The sequence below is a fragment of the Micromonospora sp. LH3U1 genome, from assembly GCF_028475105.1.
Classification (GTDB): Bacteria; Actinomycetota; Actinomycetes; order Mycobacteriales; family Micromonosporaceae; genus Micromonospora.
Window position 1 is genome coordinate 5279367 of record NZ_CP116936.1, and the last position, 22443, is coordinate 5301809.

Here is a 22443-nt window from a genome sequence, read left to right on the forward strand (position 1 = left end):
GGGTGGAGGGGCGGGGGCGGGGGCGGGGCGGGGGTGGGGTTAGGCCGCGGCGAGGATTCGGGGTAGGGCTGCGGCGGCGCGGTCGATGTCCGCGTCGGTGAGGCCCAGGTGGGTGACCAGTCGGGCGGTACGGGGGCCGAGCACCGAGATCAGTACGCCCTCGGCCCGCGCGGCGGCGGCCAGGGCACGCGCGTCCAGGGCGTGCTTGGTGAGGTCCAGCGCGACCAGGTTGGTGCGGACCGTGGTGGCCAGCACGCCGAACGGCGCGACCACCTCGGCGAGCCGGGCCGCCCGGGCGTGGTCGTCAGCCAGCCGGTCGACCTGGTGCGCGAGCGCGTACCGGCCGGCGGCGGCGAGGATGCCGGCCTGACGCATGCCGCCGCCCATCCGCTTGCGGATCATCCGAGCCCGTTCGATCTTCTCCGCGCTGCCCACCACCAGCGAGCCCACCGGCGCGCCGAGGCCCTTGGAGAGGCATACCGACAGCGTGTCGAAGAGCCGCCCGTACTCGATCAGGGGCACCCCGTCCGCGACGTGCGCGTGCCAGATCCGGGCGCCGTCGCAGTGCAGAGCGACGCCCGCGTCGTCGGCGACCCCGCGCAGATCCCGCAGGGTGGCCAGCGGAATCACCCCGCCGCCGCCGCGATTGTGGGTCTGCTCGACGGCGATCGCACGGGTGGGGACGGCGAAGTAGCCGTCCGGCCGGATCATCCCGGCCACCGTCTCCGGGTCGATGTCCGCGCCCACCGCAGGCCAGGTCCGCGAGGAAATCCCGCCGTACGCGGCCGCGGCACCAATCTCGTACGTGACCACGTGCGCGTCGGCGTCGCAGAGCAGCTCGTCGCCGGGCGACACCAGCAGTTGCAGGGCGATCTGGTTGGCCATCGACCCGCTCGGGGCGAACAGCGCCGCCTCGTGCCCGAACAGCGTGGCGACCTCGGCCTCCAACGCGTTGACGGTCGGATCCTCGCCGTAGACGTCGTCACCGACCTCGGCGGTGGCCATCGCCTCCCGCATCCCGGCGGTGGGTCGGGTCACCGTGTCGGACCTCAGGTCCACGAACAGGTCAGTCACAATCATCCTTTCCAGTGCCGACTGCGGGGCTCGCAAGCTCACTCCTCGCGTCAGCCACAATCATTCCTTCGGCTACCGACTGCGGGGCTCGCAAGCTCACTCCTCGCGTCAGCCACAATCATTCCTTCGGCTGCCGACTGCGGGGCTCGCAAGCTCACTCCTCGCGTCAGCCACGGAGCATCTCGGCTACGAGGAAAGCCAACTCCAACGACTGCTGGGTGTTCAATCGCGGGTCGCAGGCGGTTTCGTACCGGTCGGGCAGGTCCAGATCCTCGATGCCCTGGGCGCCGCCGAGGCATTCGGTGACGTCCTCGCCGGTCAACTCGACGTGCAGGCCACCGGGGTGAGTGTCCAGCCCCCGGTGCACCTCGAAGTAGCCCAGCACCTCGTCGACGATGCGGTCGAAATGCCGGGTCTTGTAGCCGTTGGACGACTCGTGCGTGTTGCCGTGCATCGGGTCGCACTGCCAGACCACCTTGGCGCCGGAGGCGGTGACCTTGGCGACGATCGGCGGCAGGGCGTCGCGCACCCGGTGGTTACCCATCCGGCTGATCAGGGTGAGCCGGCCGGGGATGTTGTCCGGGTTGAGCTTCTCGCACAGCTCGATCGCCTCGTCCGGGGAGGTGGTCGGGCCGAGCTTGACGCCGATCGGGTTGGCGATCCGGGAGATGAAGTCGATGTGCGCGCCGCTGATCTGCCGGGTGCGCTCGCCGATCCAGAGGAAGTGCCCGGAGAGCCCGTACGCCCGGCGGTCGGAGACCCGGGTGAGCGCCCGGTCGTACTCCAGGGCGAGGGCCTCGTGGGAGCAGTAGAGCGTGACGGTACGCAGCGCCTCGTCGTCGGTCATCCCACAGGCCCGGATGAAGGCCAGCGCCCGGTCGATCTCCCGGGCGATCGCCTCGTAGCGCTCCCCCGCCGGGGAGTTCTTCACGAAGCCCTTGTTCCAGTCGTGCACGGCGTGCAGGTCGGCGAGCCCGCCGGCGAGGTACGCCCGGAGCATGTTCATCGCCGCCGCCGAGTTGGCGTACGCCCGGATCATGCGCTGCGGGTCGGCGACCCGGGCGGCCGGGTCGGCCTCCAGCGAGTTGATCAGGTCGCCGCGGTAGGCGGGCAGGCCGCGGGCGTCGGTGGGCAGTGACCGGGGCTTCGTGTACTGGCCGGCGACCCGGGCGACCTTGACCACCGGCAGCGACGCGCCGTAGGTGAGCACGATCGCCATCTGGAGCAGGGTGCGGGCGTTGGCCAGCAGGTGGCTCTCGGTGTTGTCGACGAAGGTCTCGGCGCAGTCGCCGCCCTGGAGCAGGAACGCCTTGCCCTCGCAGACCAGGGCGAGCTTCTGCCGGAGTTGGTCCACCTCGTAGGGCGCGACGACCGACGGCACGGTGTCGAGCACCTTGCACACCTCGGCGACGGCCGCAGGGTCGGACCACGGCGGGATCTGCTCGCGGGGCAACTCCCGCCAGCGGTCCAGGCCGAGGGCGGCGTCCTCGGCGGAGTCGACGGTCGGACGGCTGGTCTGCAGGCCCGGGCTGCCCACCGCGGGATGGCTCAGCTGATGCCACTCATGGCGCATGACAGAAAGCGTACGGCGACCGGGGGTGTGCCCGGGCGGCGAGGGGGACGGTTCCGGCAGGTGGGAGATCAAGAGCCGGGCGCTGGTCAGGACGCGCGGGTGGGGACGACGCCGGTCGGCGTCGGGGCGGCGGGCGTGCCGCCCGGTGCCTCCCCGGCGATGCACCAGTCGCTTCCGTCGCGAGTGACGGTGAACACCAGCGGCCGGGCGACGGTCCGTTTGCCGGCGGTGACCGAGACCGAGACGCTGACCTCCTGCCCGAGCGGACCGGACCGGATGTCGGTGATGGCCGCCTCGGGCACCTGGAAGTGATCGGCGAAGTCGCCGTTGGGGCCGGTGGCACCCAGGTCGAAGCCGTCGTGCAGCAGAGCGCAGAGCTGGCTACGGCCGGCGGCGACGTCCTTGGCGGTCATCGCGTCGAGGTACGCCTGCACGCGCTCGCGGGAGCGGGTGGCGGCCTCCTCGGCGGGGGCTCGCTGGGGCTTGGCGGCGGGCTCATCCTTGGCATCGCCGCCGATTCCGCAGCCGACCAGGGCGACCGGCAGCAGCACCAGCCCGGCGGCGGTCGCCGCCAGCCTGCGGTGGGTCGGGCGCATGACCACCTCCGTCGACGGTGAGATCGAGACGTGCCGAGCCGCGAGTCTGCCACATCCCGCTGGCCCAGCCCAACGACGGCGGCCCGGCCGACGCTGGGCGTCGGCCGGGCCGGGGTCGTCACGGGCGGGGAGGGACGGTGCGGCCCCTCCCCGCCGTGTGGGTGGTGCGTCGGCCTTCGGCTCAGCCGAGACCGCCCTTGATGGCGCCAATGAGCTCGCCGTTGCCGGTGTCACCGGAGAGCTCCCAGAAGAACGCGCCACCGAGGCCCTGGTTGTTCGCGTACGTCATCTTGCCGTTGATGGTCGACGGGGTGTCGTAGCTCCACCAGTTGCTGCCGCACTTGGCGTACGCGGTGCCGCCGACCGTCCCGGTGGCCGGGCAGGTGTTCTTGAGGACCTTGTAGTCCTCGATGCCCGCCTCGTAGGTGCCCGGTGCCGCGCCGGTGGCGCTGCCACCCGGGGCGGCCTGGGTGACCCCGGTCCAGCCCCGGCCGTAGAAGCCGATGCCGAGCAGCAGCTTGTTGGCCGGTACGCCCTTGCTCTTGAGCTTCTGGATCGCCGCGTCCGAGTTGAAGCCCTGCTGCGGAATGCCGGTGTACGAGGTGAGCGGCGAGTGCGGTGCCGTCGGGCCCTGGGCGGCGAAGGCGCCGAAGTAGTCGTACGTCATCGGCATCAGCCAGTTGAGGCTGCCCATGGCCCCGGCGTAGTCGGTGGCGTCGATCTTGCCGCCGTTGCTGCCGTCCGCGGTGATCGCGGCGGTGACCAGGGCGTTGGAGCCGAACTTCGACCGCAGCGCGCCGACCACGTTCTTGAACGCGTTCGGACCGCTGGTGTCACAGCTCAGGCCGCAGGCGTTCGGGTACTCCCAGTCGACGTCGATGCCGTCGAAGACGTCCGACCAGCGCGGGTCCTCGACCAGGTTGTAGCAGCTCTCGGCGAACGCGGCCGGGTTCTGCGCGGCCTGGGTGAAGCCGCCGGACCAGGTCCAACCGCCGAACGACCAGATCACCTTGAGGTGCGGGTTCATCTGCTTGAGCTTGCGCAGCTGGTTGAAGCTGCCCCGTAGCGGCTGGTCCCAGGTGTCGGCGACGCCGTCCACGCTGTCCGCCGCCGTGTACGCCTTCTCGAAGTCGGCGTAGCTGTCGCCGATGGAGCAGCGGCCACCGGTGGTGTTGCCGAAGGCGTACAGGATGTGGGTCAGCTTGGCGGCGGAGCCGCTGGTCTGGATGTTCTTGACGTGGTAGTTGCGGGCGTAGACGCCCCACTCGGCGAAGTAACCGACGACCTTCTTGCCACCCGGGTTCGGCGGTGTGGTGGTCGGCGGTGGCGTGGTGGGCGGGGTGGTGGTGGGTGGCGTCGTAGTGGGCGGGGTGGTGGTCGGCGGCGTCGTGGTCGGCGGGGTGGTCGGGGTGCCGCCGCCGCACGGTGCGCCGTTGACGGTGCAGTTCAGCGGTGCCTTGAAGGCGCCGGTGCCGTTGTAGCCCCAGTTGAACGAGGCACCCGGGGCGAGCCCGCCGGCCCAGCTCTTCTTGACCGCGACGTAGTGGTTGCCGCTGCTGGTCACGTCGGCGTCCCAGGCGCTGCTGATGGTGGTGCCCGAGGGCAGGTCGAACTCGATGCGCCAGGTGTTGACCGTGGCACTCGACCCGTTGGTGACGGTCACCTTCGTTTCGTGACCGGTCCCCCAGTCCTGCGCCTTGGTGAACGTGGTGGTGACCGTGCCGGCGCCGAACGCGGTGGTCATCGGCACCGCGGCGACGGTCACGGCGACCACGGCACCGGCCCAGAGGGCCCGGCGGAGCGATCTTTTCATAAGGCGTCTCCCGAACTGTTAGGAAACTTTCCAAAAGCGATGGTGAGACGGTACTCACGCCGTCATCACTTCGTCAAGATGTCCATGTTTCGATTTCTTCTGGTGCATCTTGTGCGCGAGGCCCGCCCGCCCCCGAAACCCCGCCCAACCGGCGCGTAGCCTCGGTCCATGACCGTCTTCGACATCCCGATCGGCGCCCTCAACGGCGGCCCTGCCGAGCTGGCCCGCTACCGCGGCAAGGCGCTGCTGGTCGTCAACGTGGCTTCCCGCTGCGGCCTCACCCCCCAGTACGCCGGCCTCCAGACGCTCGCGGACTCCTACGCCGACCGTGGCCTGGTGGTGCTCGGCGTCCCCTGCAACCAGTTCGCTGGGCAGGAGCCGGGCAGTAGCGCCGAAATCAGCGACTTCTGCCAGGTCAACTACGGCGTGACCTTCCCGCTGACCGAGAAGGTCGACGTCAACGGCCCCGAGCGACACCCGCTCTACACCGCGCTGGTGGACGCCCCGGACGCCGACGGGCACACCGGAGACGTCCGGTGGAACTTCGAGAAGTTCCTGGTGGCCCCGGACGGCACGGTCGCCGCGCGCTTCGCCCCGACGGTCGAGCCCGCCGCCGACGAGCTGCGCGTCGCCATCGAAAAGGCGCTCCCCACCACCACCGCCTGAGGCTCACCCCGAGGCGTGTTGATCAAGAGGTTTGCGTCAGCCGAAGGCCCGCTCCAGACGCAAACCTCTTGATCAACGCGTCAACATGATCGTCGACCACCCGGACGAACCGCTCCTCACCGGAGAGTGGCACGTCGCTGGAGAGCCGGTCGACGACCAGCGTGCGCAGTACGTTGTGCAGGACCGGCTCGCGGCACAGCCAGGTGTCGGCGCCCGCGACGAAGGCCGCGAGATCCTCGGTGCGGCAGCGCACGGCACCGGTCCTCGTTCACGGCCAGCGCCCCGGCAACCGGAATAACCCACCACGTCGGTCGGGAATTCGTCGCGGATGGACGGAGTTGGGAACGAACATGACAACTGTGGGACTGATCGGCAGTGGCAACATCGGCAGCGCGTTGGCCCGACTGGCGGTGGACGCCGGCTACGACGTGGTGCTGAGCAACTCGCGCGGCCCGGAGACGCTGAAGGACCTCGTCGACGAGTTGGGCGAGCACGCCAGCGCCGGCACGGCACAGGACGCGGCGGCGGTCGGCGATCTGGTGGTGGTCACCGTGCCGTTGAAGGCGTACCGCGCGGTGCCCGTGGAGCCACTGGCCGGCAAGGTCGTCATCGACACCAACAACTACTACCCGCAGCGTGACGGGACCTTCCCCGAGTTGGACTCCAACGAGACCACCAGCAGCGAACTGCTCCAGCGGCACCTGCCGGGCGCCCGGGTGGTCAAGGTCTTCAACAACATCTACTTCAAGCACCTGGCCGCGCTCCCCCGGCCGTCCGGCGCGGCCGACCGCAGCGCCCTCGCGATCGCGGGCGACGACGCCGCCGCGAAGGCCGAGGTGACGGCCTTCCTGGACCGGATCGGCTACGACGCGGTCGACGTCGGGTCGCTGGCCGAGGGGTGGCGCTACCAGCCGGACACCCCGGCGTACGGCACGCTCTACTCCTCCGACCCGACCAACTGGGAGCACCCGGCCCAGGGCGACGCCGAGAAGGTACGCGCCGCCCTGGCCGCCGCGACCCGCTGAGCAACGCCGCTGCCCTCCCTGCGATCGCCTACCGGGCGCTCGCGCGGAGGGCGGCGGCGATTTCGTCCTCGGACGGGGTGAGGGCGGGCGGCGACAGCAGCGGAGCGGCGGGAAAAACATCGCCTCGGCAACTTGCGCCGCAGTCCCGTACACGGGACCCTGTTCTCTGGGTTGCCGCCCGCTCACCGAAAGTGCTTCCGGAGGCGACATGCACACGCTCCGTACCGCGCCCCGCCGGCTGCTGGCCGGCTCCGGCGCGCTCCTGCTCACCACCGCCCTCGCCGCCGCCGGCGCCCCGGTTCCGGCCAGTGCCGCGACCGGCGCGGGCACCGTCGGATACGTCCGGCTCGCCCACCTCTCCCCGGACACCCCGGCCGTCGACGTCTATCTGGCCGCGCCGGGCGCCGCGAAGCCGAGGGTCTTCCCCGGGGTCGGCTACGGCGTGGTCTCGGACTACCTGGAACTGGCACCCGGCCGATACGCGGTGGCGATGCGCGAGGCCGGCGCTCCCGCCAGCGATCCCCCGGTGCTCACCACCGAGGTCGCGGTGACCAGCGGCGAGGCGTACACGGTGGCCGGTGTCGGCCGGTACGCAGACCTGGGGCTGCGGGTGCTCAACGATGACCTCAGCACGCCCACGCAGGGCCGCGCCAAGGTGCGTGTCGTGCAGGCATCCGTGCGTACCCCCGTGCTCGACGTGGCCGCCGCCGACGGCCCGATGATCGCCGACGGCGTGCAGTTCGCGACGACGACCGAATACCAGGAGGTCGAGCCGGGCAGCTGGCGGCTCCGGTTGACGGGTGCCGGCGGGCCGAGCACCGACGCCGAGGTGCGGCTCAGCGGCGGCGCGGTCTACTCACTGCTGGTGCTCGACGCGAAGCAGGGCGGGCTCACCGCCGAACTGCGCCGCGACGCCGAGGGCGGCACCGTCGTCCCCGTCGGCGGGGTGGACACCGGCGCTGGCGGCACCGCGAGGGCCGGGCTCGGCGCGTACCCCCTGATGGCCGGCGGTTTGGCCGCGGCGGCCGTCGCGGTCACCCTGCTGTTGTGGCGCCGACGGCGGCGCACCACCTGGTGAACACCGGGCCCGACCCGTCGATCCGGCGGCACCGCGACCGCCGGGTGCCGCTGGTCGCGCTGGTCGCGGCAGGCGCGGCGGTCTGCCTGGCCGCCGGCACCGGGGTCGGGCTCGCCACCACCGGTGCCGCGCCGCCGGCGGCGAGCTGGCACCCCGGCTGCGCCGACGACTGCCCGTCGACGGCCGCCGCGCCCGCGCCACAGGGACCACCCACTCGGGTACGCGTACCGCGCATCGGCCTCGACTCCACGCTCACGGTGCTGGGCCTGGACCGCGCCGGTGCGCTGATCCCGCCGACCGACTTCGACACGGCTGGCTGGTACGGCGGTGGCCCGGCCCCCGGCGACACCGGCCCGGCCGTGCTCGCCGGGCACCTGGATTCGCGGCGCGGTCCGGCGGTCTTCGCCCGGCTCGGTGAGCTGCGGCCCGGCGACCGGGTCGAGGTGTGGCGCGGCGGACAGCGGTTGTCGTTCCGGGTGACCGGGTCGCTGCGTACCCGCAAGGATCAGTTCCCGACAGCCGTGGTCTACGGGCCGACGCCCGGCGCGGAGCTGCGCCTGGTCACCTGCGGCGGCGACTTCGACCGGCGGAGCGGGCACTACCGGGACAACGTGGTGGTTTTCGCGGTGACCGAGGCCGCGGGCTGATCACCTCGGGTTCAAGGAAGTCGGGGTGTCCGGCTCGCCGCATGCACCGGTTTCCGGGATCGCGAGTGGATCATCGGGTTAGCCTCACGACCGACGCCAGCATCGGCGTCAGAGCGGGCGGCGGCCGGCGAAGCCGCACTCGGCCCGGTGGTACCAGCGCACATCGGAGTCGCCCTCCAGCCAGCACCAGAGCACGGCGCGGCCGGCCCGCTCGCCGGGGAAGTCGAGCAGCACCGGGGCGATGCCCTTGACCTGGATGTCGTGCTGGTGCAGCTCGTCGACGACGGCATGCAGCCGGGCCTCCAGCGCCTTTACCTCAGCCAGCCCGCCGAGCGCGCTCACGCCGTGGTCGGCCAGGTCGGCGCGCAGCTCGGCCAGGTCGGCCCGGACCCGGATCAGCTCGTCGACACGCGGCTGCAGGGTGGCCACCAGGTGCCGGGCCTGGGCGAGTGTGAACACCGGGCCAGTATGCGGCACGCACGGCCCCGCGAAGCGCCCCGAACGCTCAGTCGGCCTGGGCCGCCAGCTCGCGGGCGCGATCCCGGGCAGCCTCCAGTGCGGCGAGCATCGCCGCCCGTACGCCGTGCTTCTCCAGCTCACGGATCGCGGAGATGGTGGTGCCGGCCGGCGAGGTGACCGCCTCGCGCAGCTTGACCGGGTGCTCGCCGGAATCGCGCAGCATCACCGCCGAACCGATCGCGGTCTGCACGATCAGCTCGTGTGCCACCTGCCGGGGTAGCCCGAGCAGGATCCCCGCGTCGATCATGGCCTCGACCAGCAGGTAGAAGTAGGCCGGACCGGAGCCGGAGAGCGCGGTGACCGCGTCCTGTTGTGACTCGGGCACCCGGATCGTCTGACCGAGGGGCTTGAACATCTCCTCGGCCAACGCGAGGTGCGCCCCGGTGGCGTACGCGCCTGCCGAGATCGCGGTCATCGCCTCGTCGACCAGCGCCGGGGTATTGGTCATCACCCGGACCACCGGGGTGCCATCGGGCAGCCGGCGGCTGAAGAAACTGGTGGGCAGACCGGCGCAGAGCGAAATGACGAGCTTGTCGGCCGGCACCTTGGGGCCGATCTCGTCGAGCAGCGCGGCGGCGTCCTGCGGCTTCACGGAGACCGCGAGCACCGCCGCCTCGTCCACCGCCGTCAGGTTGTCGACCACCCGTACGCCGTAGCGGGCGGTCAACTCCTCGGCGCGGGCTGGCCGGCGGGCGGTGGCCAGCAGTCGGTCCACCGGCCATCCCGAGCGCAGCAGCCCGGAGAGCATCAGCTCACCAATCTTGCCCGCGCCGATCACCGCAACGGTGTGCACCCCAGCTGCCATGTCGCCCGCACCCCTCCCTCACCCCGCCGATCTAGGGCGGATCGTCGTTAGTTGATCTCCCGAAACAGCGATATGCCCTAGATCGACGGGCGGTGGGCGGCGCGGCGCGGCGCGGCGGGCCCGCGGGGCCGGCGCGGCGCGCGGCGCGGCGCCGCGCCGGCGACCGTCGGTCAGCTGCCGAAGAAGACTTCGGCCTCGGCGTACCGCTCCAGCGGTACGGTCTTCAGCTCGCGGGTGGCCTCCGCGAGGGGCACCCGGACGATGTCGGTGCTCTGCATCGCGACCATCTTGCCCCAGTCGCCGTCGTTGACCGCGTCGATGGCCTGCAGGCCCAGGCGGGTGGCGAGCACCCGGTCGAAGGCGGTCGGGGTGCCACCGCGCTGGATGTGGCCCAGCACCACGGTGCGGGCCTCCTTGCCGGTCTTGGCCTCCAGCTGCTCGGCGAGCCACTGGCCGATGCCGCCGAGGCGGACGTGGCCGAACGAGTCCAGCTCCTGATTGGCGAGGACCATCTGGCCGTCCAGCGGCTGGGCGCCCTCGGCGACCACCACGATCGGGGCGTACTGGTGCTGGAAGCGCTTCTCGACGTAGCCGGCCACCTGCTCGACGTCGAACTGCCGCTCGGGCAGCAGGATCACGTTGGCGCCGCCGGCCAGGCCGGCGTGCAGGGCGATCCAACCGGCGTGCCGGCCCATCACCTCGACGACCAGGGTGCGGTGGTGGCTCTCCGCGGTGGTGTGCAGGCGGTCGATGGCCTCCATCGCGATGTTGACCGCGGTGTCGAAGCCGAAGGTGTAGTCGGTGGCACCGAGGTCGTTGTCGATCGTCTTCGGCACGCCGACCACGTGCACACCCAGCTCGTAGAGCTTGGTGGCCACGCCGAGGGTGTCCTCGCCGCCGATCGCGATCAGCGCGTCCACGCCCTGTGCGGCGAGGTTGTCCTTGATCCGCTCGACGCCGTTTTCGATCTTGAACGGGTTGGTCCGGGACGAGCCGAGGATGGTGCCGCCGCGGGGCAGGATGCCGCGGACGTCGGCGATGTCCAGGGGCCGGGAGAGACCCTCCAGCGGGCCCTTCCAGCCGTCCCGGAAGCCCACGAACTCGTGACCGTAAGTGGCGACGCCCTTGCGGACCACCGCCCGGATGACCGCATTGAGACCTGGGCAGTCGCCGCCGCCGGTGAGCACGCCGATACGCATGATCCGCTCATCCTCCTGGAGCATCAGGTAAAGCCCGATTTGCCCCAGGATATGTGTCAGGTCAGACCATCGGCGCCGTTGCCGGCCCGGGGCGGGCCGTCACTGCGCACTGTAGTCGGCCTGCCTGTGCGACGACAGCGCGCCCCGGGGCTACCCGCCCGATGACCGCTGCTCAGAAGGTCACCTCGCGGTTCTCGCCGGCCTTCGGCGGGTGTCCCGTGACCGCGGCCTTCGCGAAGCCGAGCAGGTTGACCATGGCGCTGCTCGCCGAGTCCCAGTACTCGGCGGAACTGGCGTGCACCTTGATCAGCGTGAGGCTGGGGGTGTCCAGCCCGTCAGGGAACCACGCCTTGAGCAACGGGCTCCACAGCCGCTCGGCCCGGGCTCGATCGAAGCCCTCGGTGGCGGTGCCGGAGATCGACACCCAGGCATTGTGCTTCTGGTCGGAGAAGGCGACGTTGACCTCCGGGTTGACCCGGAGCTGGCGGACCTTGGCCGAGTCGGCGGAGGCGAAGAACCACAACTCGCCGTCGAACTCGGCCTCCTGGAGCCCCATCGGCCGGCTCACCTGCCGCCCGTCCAAAGCGATCGTGGTGAGCATGCAGATCCGCGCGGCCCGGGCCAGTTCGGTGACCCGGGCGCGGGCCTCGTCGGCGCTGGTCGGCTGGTTGCTCATGGCACTCTCCCTCGGCTCGGCTGGTCGAACCGATGCCCGGGACAGAACCGGTCAAACCTACGACGGTGCGACCGCATTCAGCGGCTCGTCATCGCCCGCCACCGGGCCAGATTGTGCCGCGCGTCGACCAGTGCGTCGTGCCGGGCCGCGTCCGCGTCGGGCAAGGTCGGCCGACCACGGTCGTCCCAGAGCTGCCGCAGCTCCTTGGTGTAGCGGGGAATCTCCCGGGGCAGCGCCGGCATCGCACCCCAGAGCTGGGCGAGCACCACATGGTCGTACGCGGCGAACCATGCCCACAGCTCCAGTTGCTCGCCCGGCCGGTCGCGGATCGGCTCGACCAGGAAGTCGAACAGGTCGTCGCGGATGCGCTCGCGCGACCGCCAGGCCCGGTCCGCCGGGGAGGGCAGCTTGTCCAGCACGTTGCGACGGACCCAGGGCACGGCGCGGGAATCGTCGAACTCGGTGGAGACCGCGTAGAACTCGCGGCCGTACTCGTCGACGACACCGATCGAGACGAGGTCGACGGTGGTGCCGTCCTCGATGAACTCGCAGTCGTAGAAGTAGCGGTAGACCATTCCGCCCATCCTCGCCCACCGCCGCGCGGCGGTGACCGGCGGGGGCCGGCGGGACGGCACCGGCCCGGGCCAGCGATGACCCGCACGCCGACCGGGACGGACACCCGCAGAACGGTACGCCGCAGCTCGCGACGGTCACGGAAGTGCTTCGAGGGGTGTACAGCAAGCGACCGGACCGTCATGATCTGATGTGTACCGCTACCGGACGCCGAATCGGTGTCAGTTCACCTTGTCGGGGCCCATCAGGTTCGCCCGGTGAGCGAGTTTGTGGTCCATGACCGGGGAGGGGTTGGGCCGTGGAGGTTCGCCTGCCGGAGCCGGGTGACGCGCTCACGGGTGTCGAGATGTTCGCCGGGTTGGAGCCTGAGGTGCGGCAGCGGGTCATCGCCGCAGCCGTCCCGCGCACCTACCGCAAGGGTCAGTTGCTCTTCGTGGAGAACGACCCGGGCGAGTCGCTGATCGTGCTGCGCCGCGGCGCGGTGGCCGTCTTTCGCACCGCACCCACCGGCGAACGGGCCGTGCTGTCGGTAATCCGTCCACCGGACGTGCTCGGCGAGGTCTCCCTGCTCGACGCGTCCACCCGGTCCGCCTCCGCGGAGGCCATCGAGGACTGCGCGGCGCTCGCACTCTCCCGGGGCGCGTTCATGGAGCTGGTGCACTCCAACCCTCGCATCCTGGACGCGGTGATGCGCTCGCTGGGCGGGCTGATCCGCCGGCTGACCGAGCAGAACGCCGACCACGTCTTCCTCGACCTGCCCGGTCGGGTCGCCAAGACGCTGGTCCGGTTGGCGGGCGAGAGCCAGGCACCGATGATCACGATCGAGCTCAACCAGAGTCAACTGGCCGAGATGGCCGGTGGTTCCCGGCAGAGCGTCAACCAGGCGATCGGCTCGTTCGCCAGCCGTGGCTGGCTGCGTACCGAGGGGCGTCGGATCGTGGTGACCGACGTGGCCGCGCTGCGCCGCCGCGCCGGCATGAACGACCGCTGACCAATCCCGACCCGTCCCGGGTCCGCCGCCAACGCGGCACGCGCCGCGGGTGCCCGGACTTGCCGGCCGACCCGTCCCCCACGACCGCACGCACGGCTGCGCCGGCTACCGAAGGCAGCCGGCGTAACCGTTTTCGCGGGTCAGCGCGTCGGGCTCAGCGGGTCGGGCCGATTCAGCGGCTCGCGCCCGGCTGATAGCCGGGGCCGGCCCAGAAACCCGGTCCCGCCCAGAAACCCGGTCCCGCCCAGAAGCCGGGTCCCGCCCAGAAGCCCGGCCCTGCCCAGCCGCTCGTGGTCGTGGTCGTGGTCGTGGTTTCCATGTCGCCTCCCTGGTCGATGTGCGGTGCCTGTCTGCCGAGGACGCTACGGCGCGAAGCAGTGGTACAAAATGGGACAAATCGACATGAATCACTGGCTGAAGGGTGGTTGTTCGCCCTCCTGCCGCGCTGACAAGGTTGCCGCGCCCGTTCGCATCTCAGGGCCCCTGCCGACATATCAGCAGCAGTGAGGAGCCACCAGTCATGTCACTACTCCGCAGCAATGTCGGCTTTCGTCGGTACTGGTCCGCGCGCCTGGTGTCGTACGCCGGCGACCAGCTGGCCCGGACGGCGCTGCTGATCGCCGTCTACGACCGGCACGGCGGCGGCGCGGTTGCCCTGCTGCTCCTGGCGTCGACGGTGCCCCGGCTGCTCGGACCGTTGCTCGGTGCCTTGGCCGACCGGTTCGACCAACGCCGGCTCATGGTCGGCTGCGACACCGCCCAGGCGTTGACCTACCTCGCCGTTGCGCTGCTCGCGCCACCCCTGCCTGTACTACTGGCGCTGATCGCCGCAGCCACCACGGCCGCCACCGCGTTCACCCCGGCCGGTCGCAGTCTGCTGCCCCGCCTGGTCGAACGCGAGCACCTGCCGGCGGCGAACGCACAGCTCGCGACCGGCGTCAACATCGGGATCGCGGCCGGGCCGGCGATCGGCGGCCTACTACTGGCCACCCTCGGGCTGACCACCACGCTGCTCGTCGACGCGGCGACCTTCGTACTCTCCGCGTTGCTGATCAGCGGGGTCCGCACACTGTCGGCAACCGGGGTCAAGCGCCGGTCCGAGCCACTCCACCACGTGCTGCGCGACGGCCTCCGGGTGGTCCGAGGGCACGGCGTCGTCCGCGCCATCTCGGTCGGTTTCCTGATGATGGTGACGTTCGCCGCGCTGGACAATCTCGCGATCGTCCCCCTCGGACGCTCCGAACTGGGCGCGAGCGAGGTGACGATCGGTCTCCTGGCCACGGCCTACGGCGTCGGCATGGTGCTCGGACCGATGTGCCTCGCCCGAACCGGCGTCCGCATCCGAATGGACCTGGTCCTCTACGGCGCGTTGCTCGCGCTGGGCGCCGGAACGCTGGTCACCGGCCTCAGCCCGGTGATCGCGCTCGTGATAGCCGGTCAGGCGGTGGCCGGTGTCGGTGCGGGCTGGCACAACGTGGCCGCCGACACCCTCCTCCAGCAGAACGTGCCCGCCGACCGGTTGGGCGTGGTGTTCGGCACCGTCTACATGTTCCCGTACGGGGCGGAGGCAATGGCCTACGCCGTCGGCGCACCGCTGCTGGCGGCGGTCGGACCACGGTGGGTGCTGGTCATCTCGGGGTTGGGCGTCCTGGCCACCCTGGGCCTCATCGCACCTCTGCTCACCAGGGCCCTGGGGCTACGGCTGCCGACGCGGGGTCGGTTGGCGCCGGCCAACGGATGAGGTGCCAAAAGGGTGCGGCCGGCGGACCAACAGGCCCGCCGACCGCACCCGGCCGATCAGTTGTCCGTGGTGTCGGCCGGCGGCGCGCCCGGCCCCGGACCGATCTTCTTCGGGTCGGTCGGCTTACCAGCCGAGGACGTGCCCGACGAGGTGGTCGTGGTCTCCCCCGACCCGCCCGACTGGCCTTCAGGCTCTTCCACCATGCCCTGCTCCTCCAGCTCGGCGAGAGTGACCGCATCGACGTCGATCGTGTCGCCCGGAGCCCACAGCGTGCCACCCGGATCGGTCCACGAGGCGGACAGTCGCACCTGCACGGCACTCTCCCTGACATGAAACTTCCTGGTACGGAACACTAACCCCGACCGATCGATGACGTCGCCCGTCCGCACGTCGGGTACCCGACTGGCCAACCGGACGCGATACTGTCCTCTCTCGCCCACGGAGCTGAACATCGACCTCAGGTGTGGACACTGCGCACGCGCGGCCGGGCCGGACGACCGCTTCTGCGGCGGGTGTGGCCAGCCGCTCGCGGTCAACTGCGCGCACTGCGGGCACGCCAACAGCACCGAGGTCAACTTCTGCACCAGCTGCGGTCAACCGCTGCGCGACCACGTCGTCGTGGTGCAGGAGGACCGGCGCCAGGTCAGCGTGCTCTTCATCGACATCGTCGACTTCACCCGGTACGCGGAGCGGGCCGACCCGGAACAGGCCCACGGTCTGCAACAGACCTACTTCGGCACGGTGCGACGGATCGTGCACCAGTACGGCGGGGTGGTCGAGAAGTACATCGGCGACGCGGTGATGGCGCTGTTCGGCGCGCCGGTCGCCACCGACAACGATGCGCTGCGGTGTGTTCGCGCCGGCTTGGAGCTGCAACGCAGCCTGGCCCGCCAGCCCACCGGCCCGCAGCCACCGCTCGGCTTCCGGGTCGGCATCGCGACCGGCGAGGCCCTGGTCGACCTCTCGGCCACCCGTGACGGCGGTCAGGCCTTCGTCACCGGAGACGTGGTCAACACGGCGTCCCGGTTGCAGGCGTTCGCCCCGCCGGGTGGTGTCGTCGTCGACGAGAGCACCTGGTCGGCCACCCGGCACGAGATGGAGTACGCCGACCAACCAACCGTCACGCTGCGCGGCCGATCTGCGGTGAGCCGGATCTGGCTGGCCGTTCAGGTCCGGCCGCACCGGGATCCGAGTGCCTCCGAGCTGACTCCGATGGTGGACCGCGAGCACGAACGCGGCCTGCTGGTCAACGCGCTGCACCGGATGGTGACCGAGCGGACCTCCCAGTTGGTGACGGTGTTCGGCCCGGCCGGTCAGGGCAAGAGTCGGCTGCTGCGCGAGCTGGCACGGCACGCCAGCAGCCTGCCGGGACCACCGATCACCTGGCTCGTCGGGCAGTGCCCGCCATTCGGGGAGAACGTCACCTGGGCCGCGTTGGCGGACATCGTGAAAACCTGGGTGGGCGTGCCGGAGGTCGACGACCCGGCCGCCCTGCGCGAACGGCTGCGGGCCCGGCTGGGGCAGCTCGCCGATCCGCACGCGATCCGACTGGCCGAGGCGCTCGGGCCGCTGATCGGCGTACCCGGCGAGCGACTCACCCCCGGCGAGACCGAGGCCGCCTGGCGGCGGTTCCTGCTCGCCGTGGCTGGCACCGGTCCGACCGTGCTGGCCTTCGAGGACATGCACTGGGCGGACCAGGCGATGCTCGCCTTCGTCGAGCAGTTGGGCGCGACGGCGCGCGGCGTACCGCTGCTGGTCGTCGCGACCGCCCGGCCGGAGCTGCGGGAACGGCACCCGGCGTGGACCGGCACGATCAGCGGTGCGATGTCCATCTCGGTGCCGCCGATGCACGACACCGACATCGACACGCTCTACTCCCTGCTCCTCGGGCAGGCGACGCTGCCCTCCAGCTCGCGTACCCCGCTGATCGAGTTCGCCGACGGCAACCCGCTCTACGCCCAGGAGTACGCCCGGATGCTGCTGGACGGCGGCCTGCTCGACGCGGTCGGTTCGGCCGCCCGCCCCGACCTCGACGGTGGCGCGGAGATGCCCCGCACCGTGCAGGCGGTCATCGCCAACCGGCTCGACCTGCTGGACCCGGCCGACCGGGCGGTGCTCCAGGCCGCCGCCGTGGTCGGGGTGGTGTTCTGGGCCGCGCCGGTGGCGATGGCGTTGGGGCGGCCGGTGGAGTGGGTGGAGCGTGCGCTGGACCGCCTGCAACGTCGCGACCTGGTGTACGAGCAGAGCACGTCGACGATGCCCGGCCAGTCCGAGTACCGGTTCCGGCACATCCTGGTGCGGGATGTCTGCTACCAGCGGCTGCCCAGGGCCGAACGGGTGCTGCGCCACCAGCGCACCGCCGACTGGATGGCGCAGCTCGCCGACGGCCGACAGCACGACCTGGCCGAGGTGCTGGCCAACCACCGCTGGGCGGCACACGAGATCGCCCGGACCGTCGGGCTGGACACCGCCCCCTACGCCCCGGCGGCGCGGGCCGCGCTGCACCGGGCGGCCCGCCGGGCGTACGAGCTGCACGCGCTGGACACCGCCGCCGCGCTGGTCGGCCGGGCGCTGGCCCTGGACGTCGGACCGGACCCTGCGCTGGAGTTGTTCGACGCCGAGCTGGCGTTCTACCGCGACGGTGACGCGTTCCTGGTGGCTGGGGGCACAGAGACTCTGACCGGGCTGACCGAGCGACTCACCGCGGGCGGCGACCGGACGGGTGCGGCGCGCGCCTGGACGCTGCTCGCGACCGCCGCGTGGAGTCGAGCCGACCGGTCGGCGACCCTGCACTGCCTGGACCAGGCGATCGGCATCTACAGCGAGCTACCGGACAGCCAGGAGAAGGCGGGTGCCCTGCTGGAACTGGCGCGGGTGCACATGCTGAACGCGGAGACCGACCCGGCGTGCGCGGCGGCCCGGGCCGCGGCGACCCTCGCCGAGCGGCTTCAGCTGCGGGAGGTCCAGGCCAACGCGCGGATCACTCTGGCGGTCGCGCGCTATCTGGCCGGCTCCGCCTCGGCGTACCCGGAGCTGGCCGAGGTGACCGAGCACTGCCGGGTGGAGCGTCTGACCAGTCGGCGTCGGGCGGTGCAGAACCTGGCCTGGGCGTTGCAGGAGGAGGGCGACCTGGCCGGCTCTGCCCGGTTGGTCGACGAGCAGCTCACCCTCGACCTGGGCGGCGAGCACAGCCTGGCCACCAGCTTCGCCGACCAGTGGGCGCGGGCGTACTACGCGGGCGACTGGACGGCCGCACTGGCGATGGCGGCGGAGTCGACCCGTCGACCGACGGCGGAGTGGGACCTGCACATCGTGGCGGTCTCCGGCTGGATGCGCGGGCTGGCCGGCGCCGAGCCGGGCGGGGCAGCGGGTCCGGGCGGGGCGGGTGGGGATCTGGTCGAGCGGGCGCTAGTCGCGGCCCGCCGCAGCGGATTCCACCGGGTGCTGCGTTCCACCCTGGCGCACGCCGCGCTCTGCCGGGCGGTGCAGGGCCGCCGGGACGAGGCGATGGCGCTGCTGACCGAATTGGACGAGGACTGGCGACGGACCAGGATGATCCCGTTCGCGGAGTGGGTGCCGGCTGTCGGGCACGTCGCCGGGGTACTCGGCACCGACGCGGCCCGGCTGGTCCGGGAGATGCTCGACCGGGCGCCCCGGGTGACCCGGTGGGCCCATGCCGCCTGCCAGGTCGCCGACGCCACGTTGGCCCGGCACGCCGGGGACGCGCGTACCGCCGCGGGCTTGCTGCGGTCGGCGGCGGCGAGCTACGCCCGGATGACCGATGTGACCGACGAGATCATCACGATGGCTCTGGCGGTCGGCCCGCTGGCCGAGACCGACCCACCCGCCGCCGCGGCGGCGCGCGCCCGCCTGCACGATTTCGCCACCCGCCACCATGCCCCCACCCTGCTCCACCTGCCCTGATCTTGGGCTCGTGGTGCCCCGGGGTGGGACGGGGTCAGGCAGCGACGGGAGCGGGTTGGATCTTGAGCTTCTGCGCGTAGATGTCGACGTACTCCCGGCCGGAGAGCTCCATCAACTCGTACATGATTTCGTCGGTGACCGCGCGCTCGACGAACCGGTCGCCGGCCAGCCCGGCGTAGCGGGAGAAGTCCAGTGGCGGGCCGAACCGGATCCTCACCCGGTCGATCTTGGGGATGAGCTTGCCCGGCGGCTGGATCTCGTCGGCGTTGAGCATCGCCACCGGCACCACGACCGCGCCGCTCTCCAGGGCGAGCCGGGCCACCCCGGTCTTGCCCCGGTAGAGCCGCCCGTCCGGCGACCGGGTGCCCTCGGGGTAGATGCCGGCGACTCCCCCGGCGCGCAGCACCTGCAACTGGGTGTCCAGGGCGGCGCGGGCGGCCTGCCCACCGGAGCGGTCCACCGGGATCGTGCCGGTGCCGACGAAGAACATCCTGGTCAGCCAGCCCTTGATGCCCTTGCCGGTGAAGTATTCAGCCTTGGCCACGAAGGTGACCTTCCGGGCGGTGATCAAGGGTGTGAAGATCGAGTCGGAGAAGGAGAGGTGGTTGCTGGCCAGGATCACCGGACCGGTCGCCGGCACGTTGTGCAGGCCCTCCACCTGTGGACGGAAGATCAGCTTGAGCAGCGGACCGAGGATGACGTACTTCAACAGCCAGTAGAGCACCGGCGTCCTTTCCCAAAGTGTGCCCGCGACAGCGCCAGCCCGGGAACGCCGTCGTCGTCGACGAGCCTACGAAGCGCGGACTCTCACCACAACGGACGAAGCTCGGGAGCTGACGCATCGACCGGCGCCCGCACTCACCACCACAGCGCGTACTCGCCCAGCCCCTTCTTCCACTGTAGGTACTCGCGGTACAGCCGCTCCTCCCGCCTTCGCGTGGGCGTGCGCAGCACCCGGGCGGCGACGAGGAGCACGGCGCCGCCACCCAGCAGCAGATAGCCGAGGATCCGGTCGTGGAGATCCAATTCCTCATAATCACCAGCAGCCACGCCTGCCCCTCCCTGTCGATCGGTGGCAGTTCAGCAGGGCTGTGCTCGGCGTGGCGAGTCGCCCAGCTGCCAACGATCATCGACATCGCACTTGTCGCGCAAGAACGGACAAAGAAGCCCCGCCGCGACCTGCGGCGGCAGCCGTGACTTTGGAAGACGCGACACAACGCACTCCCGGAACCATGCCCGGACGTGTCACGATTCACGGGGCGTCTGCCGTCCGGCCCGGTCCGGCTCCGTCCGGCTTAGGCCGTCTGACTTCGGCTCCGTCGCCCGACGATCCGGCTCCGTACGGCTCCGTCGCCGCCCGTCCGGCTCCGTTCCCTAGCTCTGGGCCTAACGGCTAGGTGCGTCCTCAGATCAGCTCAAGCCCTGGTTGTAAATGTCGAGCACGACCTTCGTCACCTGAGCCAGGTTGTGCAGGTTCTCCGGAGCACCCTCCAACAGGTCCTTCGCGCGGCCGATCAACCCTTGGACCCAGCTCTTGTTCGGCGCAGCCTTCGCCGCCTCCCGCTCCAGGGCGGTGGCGACCTCCTCGTACTCGGGCTGCTGCTCGGGTGGGAGGAGCTGACCGAACTCGCGAAGGGCCTTCGCGAAGATCGCGAGCGCCTCGACCTGGTTGGTGTTGGTCTGGCTCTGGGCAACGTCCCGGTTCGCCACAGCGAGCTGGCCCTTGTTGTCGCCCATCACGGTGACGTTCACGCCCGCGCCGTCACCCCGGTTCAGGTAGTCCACGACCCCTCCGTACTGCTCGATGCACTCGGTCCCGGCCGGCTCGATGGTCGGGGTCTCGTCGGTCCCGCCCAACAGCCGCCGCTCCCGGAGGAACCGGACCGCCTCCACCAGGTCGGTCGCGCTGAACTGCGCTCCGTTGAACCAGCCATACGGGCTGCTGACGATCTCGGCAATGTCGGTCGGCTCGCCGTTCGCGTCCTGCTCGTATACCCACCGCAGAACCGCGTCCCGGCAGGCACTGCGACGGGCGCGGTTGTCCCTCCGACGCTCGACCCGCTGGGCGGCTTCGCGGTTCCCGACGTCCGTCAAGCTGATGCGTCGGATCATGCCAAACCGCCCCATCGACTTGGCTTCCTTGACGAGGTCGTCCTGAACCAGGGCATCGACCGCGACGTCCACCTGCGACTCGACCATGGGCAGGAACTCCTGGTTGCCGGTCTCCTCCACCAACTGGCTGATGGACGGCCACGCCCCCCGCTGCGCCTTCTGCAGCACGAACAGCCAGTCGAGGAGGAATCCGGCGACAAGGCCCAGTTCGGAGCCTGCGACGACCCCGAGGCCACCTCCACCGCCATCCGCGAGCCCGGCCCTGGCTGTCTCTGCGTTTATCGGCACTCGCACTGGCGTCTTCGCCACCTCCCGCTCGATCTCCTTCATCATCTTCCGGATGCCCTGCTTGTTGATCTTGAACCCGCTCGCCATGCCGGCCTCTCCGGATCGCTCGTGGTCATCGACCAGCACGGTACTGGCTGGGTACGACACCGCAGGCTCGTGACCTGAGCGACTCTCCGGGTTGGAGGAACATCGGCCTAAACGGGCAAGCCCTGCTGCCCGGCGGGGCGACAACAGCCGGCCGGAAACCGTGGGCGGCAGCTACTTGGAGTCGCGCCCCTCGGCCACGAACACACCCTTGCCCTGTCGGCCGTAGACCAGCCCACGGTCATGTAGCAGGCCAAACGCGCGATTGACGGTCGCCCACGAGACATGGTGTTCTTCGGATAGCTCCGAGGTGGACGGCAGTTTGTCGTGCGCCTTTAACTCGCCGGACCTGATCCGCTCGGTGATCAAGTCGGCGATCCGCCGGTACTCCGCCTGCTCGTAGGGCACGGCCCAGACACTAACCGTCAAACCCATCAGTTACCACAAGATCCGACTTAGGTCAAGCTTTGACTTAAGTCATAGTTAGATACAAGCTGTCGAGGAGGCCGCCGTGTTGCCGCAGGTCAGAGAGGTCCCGTTCCTCGTGCAGATCGCCGGGACCCGCATCGACGCCCACCGAGGACAACGGTGCCGGGAGTGCCACCCCGGCGGCTGGTGCCCCGGGTTGGCCATGGCCCGAGCGCAGATCGCCGCGTGGCGGAAGACCCGCCCATGGTGACCGGGTTGAAGGCCGGCGACCTGCTGCACATCGACCGCGCCGCGTCGGTCCAGTTCGCCATCCCGTTCCGGTTCCGGCTAATCAAGGTGCTGGCCGACCGGATCACCTACGACGGTTGGGTCTGGCTGGAGGGGTACCAGCTCGACAGCCGGGGCGAGGCGCTCGCCCGCCGGGAGTTGTTCGTCCGCAAGGAGGGGTTGCGGCTGTTGGCCGAGCCGCCGCCGCAGGGTCGGCCGGTTCCGGTGCGGGGGCGGGCGAACCAGGCCACCCACCGGCACCGGCAACCGGACCCGTCTCGGAAGCCCTCCCCCGCGCCGCGCCGCCCGACCCCGCCCTGACACCCCGCCGGGCGGCGGGAAGCCGCCGGGAGCCACGGGAGA

The 22443-nt window shown here is 71.0% G+C and carries 23 protein-coding genes; 8 read left to right on the top strand and 15 right to left on the bottom strand.

Annotation, left to right across the window (positions count from 1 at the left end; genetic code table 11):
- Nucleotides 1-39 precede the first annotated feature (39 nt).
- The 4 genes from PCA76_RS24030 to PCA76_RS24045 all read right to left on the bottom strand — a co-directional run bounded on the left by PCA76_RS24030 (nucleotide 40) and on the right by PCA76_RS24045 (nucleotide 5056).
- Nucleotides 40-1080 (bottom strand): threonine aldolase family protein, encoded by a 1041-nt coding sequence (locus PCA76_RS24030; protein WP_442930153.1) that lies wholly within the window; start codon nucleotides 1078-1080, stop codon nucleotides 40-42.
- 160 nt (nucleotides 1081-1240) lie between these two features.
- Nucleotides 1241-2647: a class II 3-deoxy-7-phosphoheptulonate synthase gene (locus PCA76_RS24035; protein ID WP_272612713.1), complete on the bottom strand. Its 1407-nt coding sequence runs from the start codon at nucleotides 2645-2647 to the stop codon at nucleotides 1241-1243.
- Between the two features lie 86 nt (nucleotides 2648-2733).
- Entirely contained in the window at nucleotides 2734-3243 is a 510-nt protein-coding gene (locus PCA76_RS24040) for a nuclear transport factor 2 family protein (RefSeq protein ID WP_272612714.1), read from the bottom strand.
- Nucleotides 3244-3424: 181 nt separating this feature from the next.
- On the bottom strand, nucleotides 3425-5056 hold the full coding sequence (locus tag PCA76_RS24045; RefSeq protein WP_272612715.1) for a glycosyl hydrolase family 18 protein: 1632 nt from the start codon (nucleotides 5054-5056) through the stop codon (nucleotides 3425-3427).
- Between the two features lie 168 nt (nucleotides 5057-5224).
- On the opposite strand from PCA76_RS24045, the gene PCA76_RS24050 reads away from it, so the two are divergent.
- Nucleotides 5225-5722 (top strand): glutathione peroxidase, encoded by a 498-nt coding sequence (locus tag PCA76_RS24050; RefSeq protein WP_272612716.1) that lies wholly within the window; start codon nucleotides 5225-5227, stop codon nucleotides 5720-5722.
- A 22-nt stretch (nucleotides 5723-5744) separates the two neighbouring features.
- Here the strand turns inward: PCA76_RS24050 and PCA76_RS24055 are convergent, their stop codons facing one another.
- Nucleotides 5745-5975: a hypothetical protein gene (locus tag PCA76_RS24055; protein ID WP_272612717.1), complete on the bottom strand. Its 231-nt coding sequence runs from the start codon at nucleotides 5973-5975 to the stop codon at nucleotides 5745-5747.
- A gap of 97 nt (nucleotides 5976-6072) precedes the next feature.
- Here PCA76_RS24055 and PCA76_RS24060 point away from each other — a divergent pair, with 97 nt between their 5' ends.
- From PCA76_RS24060 to PCA76_RS24070, 3 genes are all read left to right on the top strand, one after another.
- Entirely contained in the window at nucleotides 6073-6747 is a 675-nt protein-coding gene (locus PCA76_RS24060) for an NADPH-dependent F420 reductase (RefSeq protein ID WP_272612718.1), read from the top strand.
- A gap of 208 nt (nucleotides 6748-6955) precedes the next feature.
- Complete coding sequence (locus PCA76_RS24065) at nucleotides 6956-7825, top strand: DUF4397 domain-containing protein (RefSeq protein WP_272612719.1); 870 nt, start codon at nucleotides 6956-6958, stop codon at nucleotides 7823-7825.
- Nucleotides 7795-8472 (top strand): class F sortase, encoded by a 678-nt coding sequence (locus PCA76_RS24070; protein WP_272612720.1) that lies wholly within the window; start codon nucleotides 7795-7797, stop codon nucleotides 8470-8472. The genes PCA76_RS24065 and PCA76_RS24070 overlap by 31 nt, the downstream gene beginning before the upstream one ends.
- 108 nt (nucleotides 8473-8580) lie before the next feature.
- Here the strand turns inward: PCA76_RS24070 and PCA76_RS24075 are convergent, their stop codons facing one another.
- The 5 genes from PCA76_RS24075 to PCA76_RS24095 all read right to left on the bottom strand — a co-directional run bounded on the left by PCA76_RS24075 (nucleotide 8581) and on the right by PCA76_RS24095 (nucleotide 12246).
- Nucleotides 8581-8931 carry a DUF2203 domain-containing protein gene (locus PCA76_RS24075; RefSeq protein ID WP_036412622.1) on the bottom strand — a complete coding sequence of 117 codons (351 nt, stop codon included), beginning with the start codon at nucleotides 8929-8931 and terminating at the stop codon, nucleotides 8581-8583.
- A 46-nt stretch (nucleotides 8932-8977) separates the two neighbouring features.
- A complete protein-coding gene (proC, locus tag PCA76_RS24080) occupies nucleotides 8978-9796 on the bottom strand; it encodes a pyrroline-5-carboxylate reductase (RefSeq protein WP_272612721.1) in 819 nt (272 codons plus the stop codon).
- Between the two features lie 170 nt (nucleotides 9797-9966).
- Entirely contained in the window at nucleotides 9967-10995 is a 1029-nt protein-coding gene (locus tag PCA76_RS24085; RefSeq protein ID WP_088949424.1) for a 6-phosphofructokinase, read from the bottom strand.
- Nucleotides 10996-11167: 172 nt separating this feature from the next.
- The gene (locus tag PCA76_RS24090) at nucleotides 11168-11671 is read right to left on the bottom strand and encodes a pyridoxamine 5'-phosphate oxidase family protein (protein WP_272612722.1); all 504 of its coding nucleotides are present in this window, start codon (nucleotides 11669-11671) and stop codon (nucleotides 11168-11170) included.
- Nucleotides 11672-11748: 77 nt separating this feature from the next.
- Nucleotides 11749-12246 carry a polyadenylate-specific 3'-exoribonuclease AS gene (locus PCA76_RS24095; RefSeq protein ID WP_272619576.1) on the bottom strand — a complete coding sequence of 166 codons (498 nt, stop codon included), beginning with the start codon at nucleotides 12244-12246 and terminating at the stop codon, nucleotides 11749-11751.
- A 296-nt stretch (nucleotides 12247-12542) separates the two neighbouring features.
- Here PCA76_RS24095 and PCA76_RS24100 point away from each other — a divergent pair, with 296 nt between their 5' ends.
- Together PCA76_RS24100 and PCA76_RS24105 are read left to right on the top strand one after the other, a co-directional pair.
- Nucleotides 12543-13235 carry a Crp/Fnr family transcriptional regulator gene (locus tag PCA76_RS24100; protein ID WP_030337710.1) on the top strand — a complete coding sequence of 231 codons (693 nt, stop codon included), beginning with the start codon at nucleotides 12543-12545 and terminating at the stop codon, nucleotides 13233-13235.
- A 520-nt stretch (nucleotides 13236-13755) separates the two neighbouring features.
- Nucleotides 13756-14976, top strand: coding sequence for an MFS transporter (locus tag PCA76_RS24105; RefSeq protein WP_272612723.1), 1221 nt, complete (start codon nucleotides 13756-13758; stop codon nucleotides 14974-14976).
- Between the two features lie 56 nt (nucleotides 14977-15032).
- Here the strand turns inward: PCA76_RS24105 and PCA76_RS24110 are convergent, their stop codons facing one another.
- On the bottom strand, nucleotides 15033-15290 hold the full coding sequence (locus tag PCA76_RS24110) for a hypothetical protein (protein ID WP_272612724.1): 258 nt from the start codon (nucleotides 15288-15290) through the stop codon (nucleotides 15033-15035).
- 55 nt (nucleotides 15291-15345) lie between these two features.
- On the opposite strand from PCA76_RS24110, the gene PCA76_RS24115 reads away from it, so the two are divergent.
- Nucleotides 15346-18900 carry an ATP-binding protein gene (locus PCA76_RS24115; protein WP_272612725.1) on the top strand — a complete coding sequence of 1185 codons (3555 nt, stop codon included), beginning with the start codon at nucleotides 15346-15348 and terminating at the stop codon, nucleotides 18898-18900.
- A gap of 34 nt (nucleotides 18901-18934) precedes the next feature.
- Here the strand turns inward: PCA76_RS24115 and PCA76_RS24120 are convergent, their stop codons facing one another.
- The 4 genes from PCA76_RS24120 to PCA76_RS24135 form a co-directional block, all read right to left on the bottom strand.
- On the bottom strand, nucleotides 18935-19624 hold the full coding sequence (locus PCA76_RS24120; protein ID WP_272612726.1) for a lysophospholipid acyltransferase family protein: 690 nt from the start codon (nucleotides 19622-19624) through the stop codon (nucleotides 18935-18937).
- A gap of 134 nt (nucleotides 19625-19758) precedes the next feature.
- Nucleotides 19759-19950, bottom strand: coding sequence for a hypothetical protein (locus tag PCA76_RS24125; RefSeq protein WP_272612727.1), 192 nt, complete (start codon nucleotides 19948-19950; stop codon nucleotides 19759-19761).
- Nucleotides 19951-20310: 360 nt separating this feature from the next.
- The gene (locus PCA76_RS24130) at nucleotides 20311-21387 is read right to left on the bottom strand and encodes a hypothetical protein (RefSeq protein WP_272612728.1); all 1077 of its coding nucleotides are present in this window, start codon (nucleotides 21385-21387) and stop codon (nucleotides 20311-20313) included.
- Nucleotides 21388-21558: 171 nt separating this feature from the next.
- Nucleotides 21559-21792, bottom strand: coding sequence for a GntR family transcriptional regulator (locus PCA76_RS24135; protein WP_272612729.1), 234 nt, complete (start codon nucleotides 21790-21792; stop codon nucleotides 21559-21561).
- Nucleotides 21793-22056: 264 nt separating this feature from the next.
- Here PCA76_RS24135 and PCA76_RS24140 point away from each other — a divergent pair, with 264 nt between their 5' ends.
- Nucleotides 22057-22401, top strand: coding sequence for a hypothetical protein (locus PCA76_RS24140; RefSeq protein ID WP_272612730.1), 345 nt, complete (start codon nucleotides 22057-22059; stop codon nucleotides 22399-22401).
- Nucleotides 22402-22443: the final 42 nt, after the last annotated feature.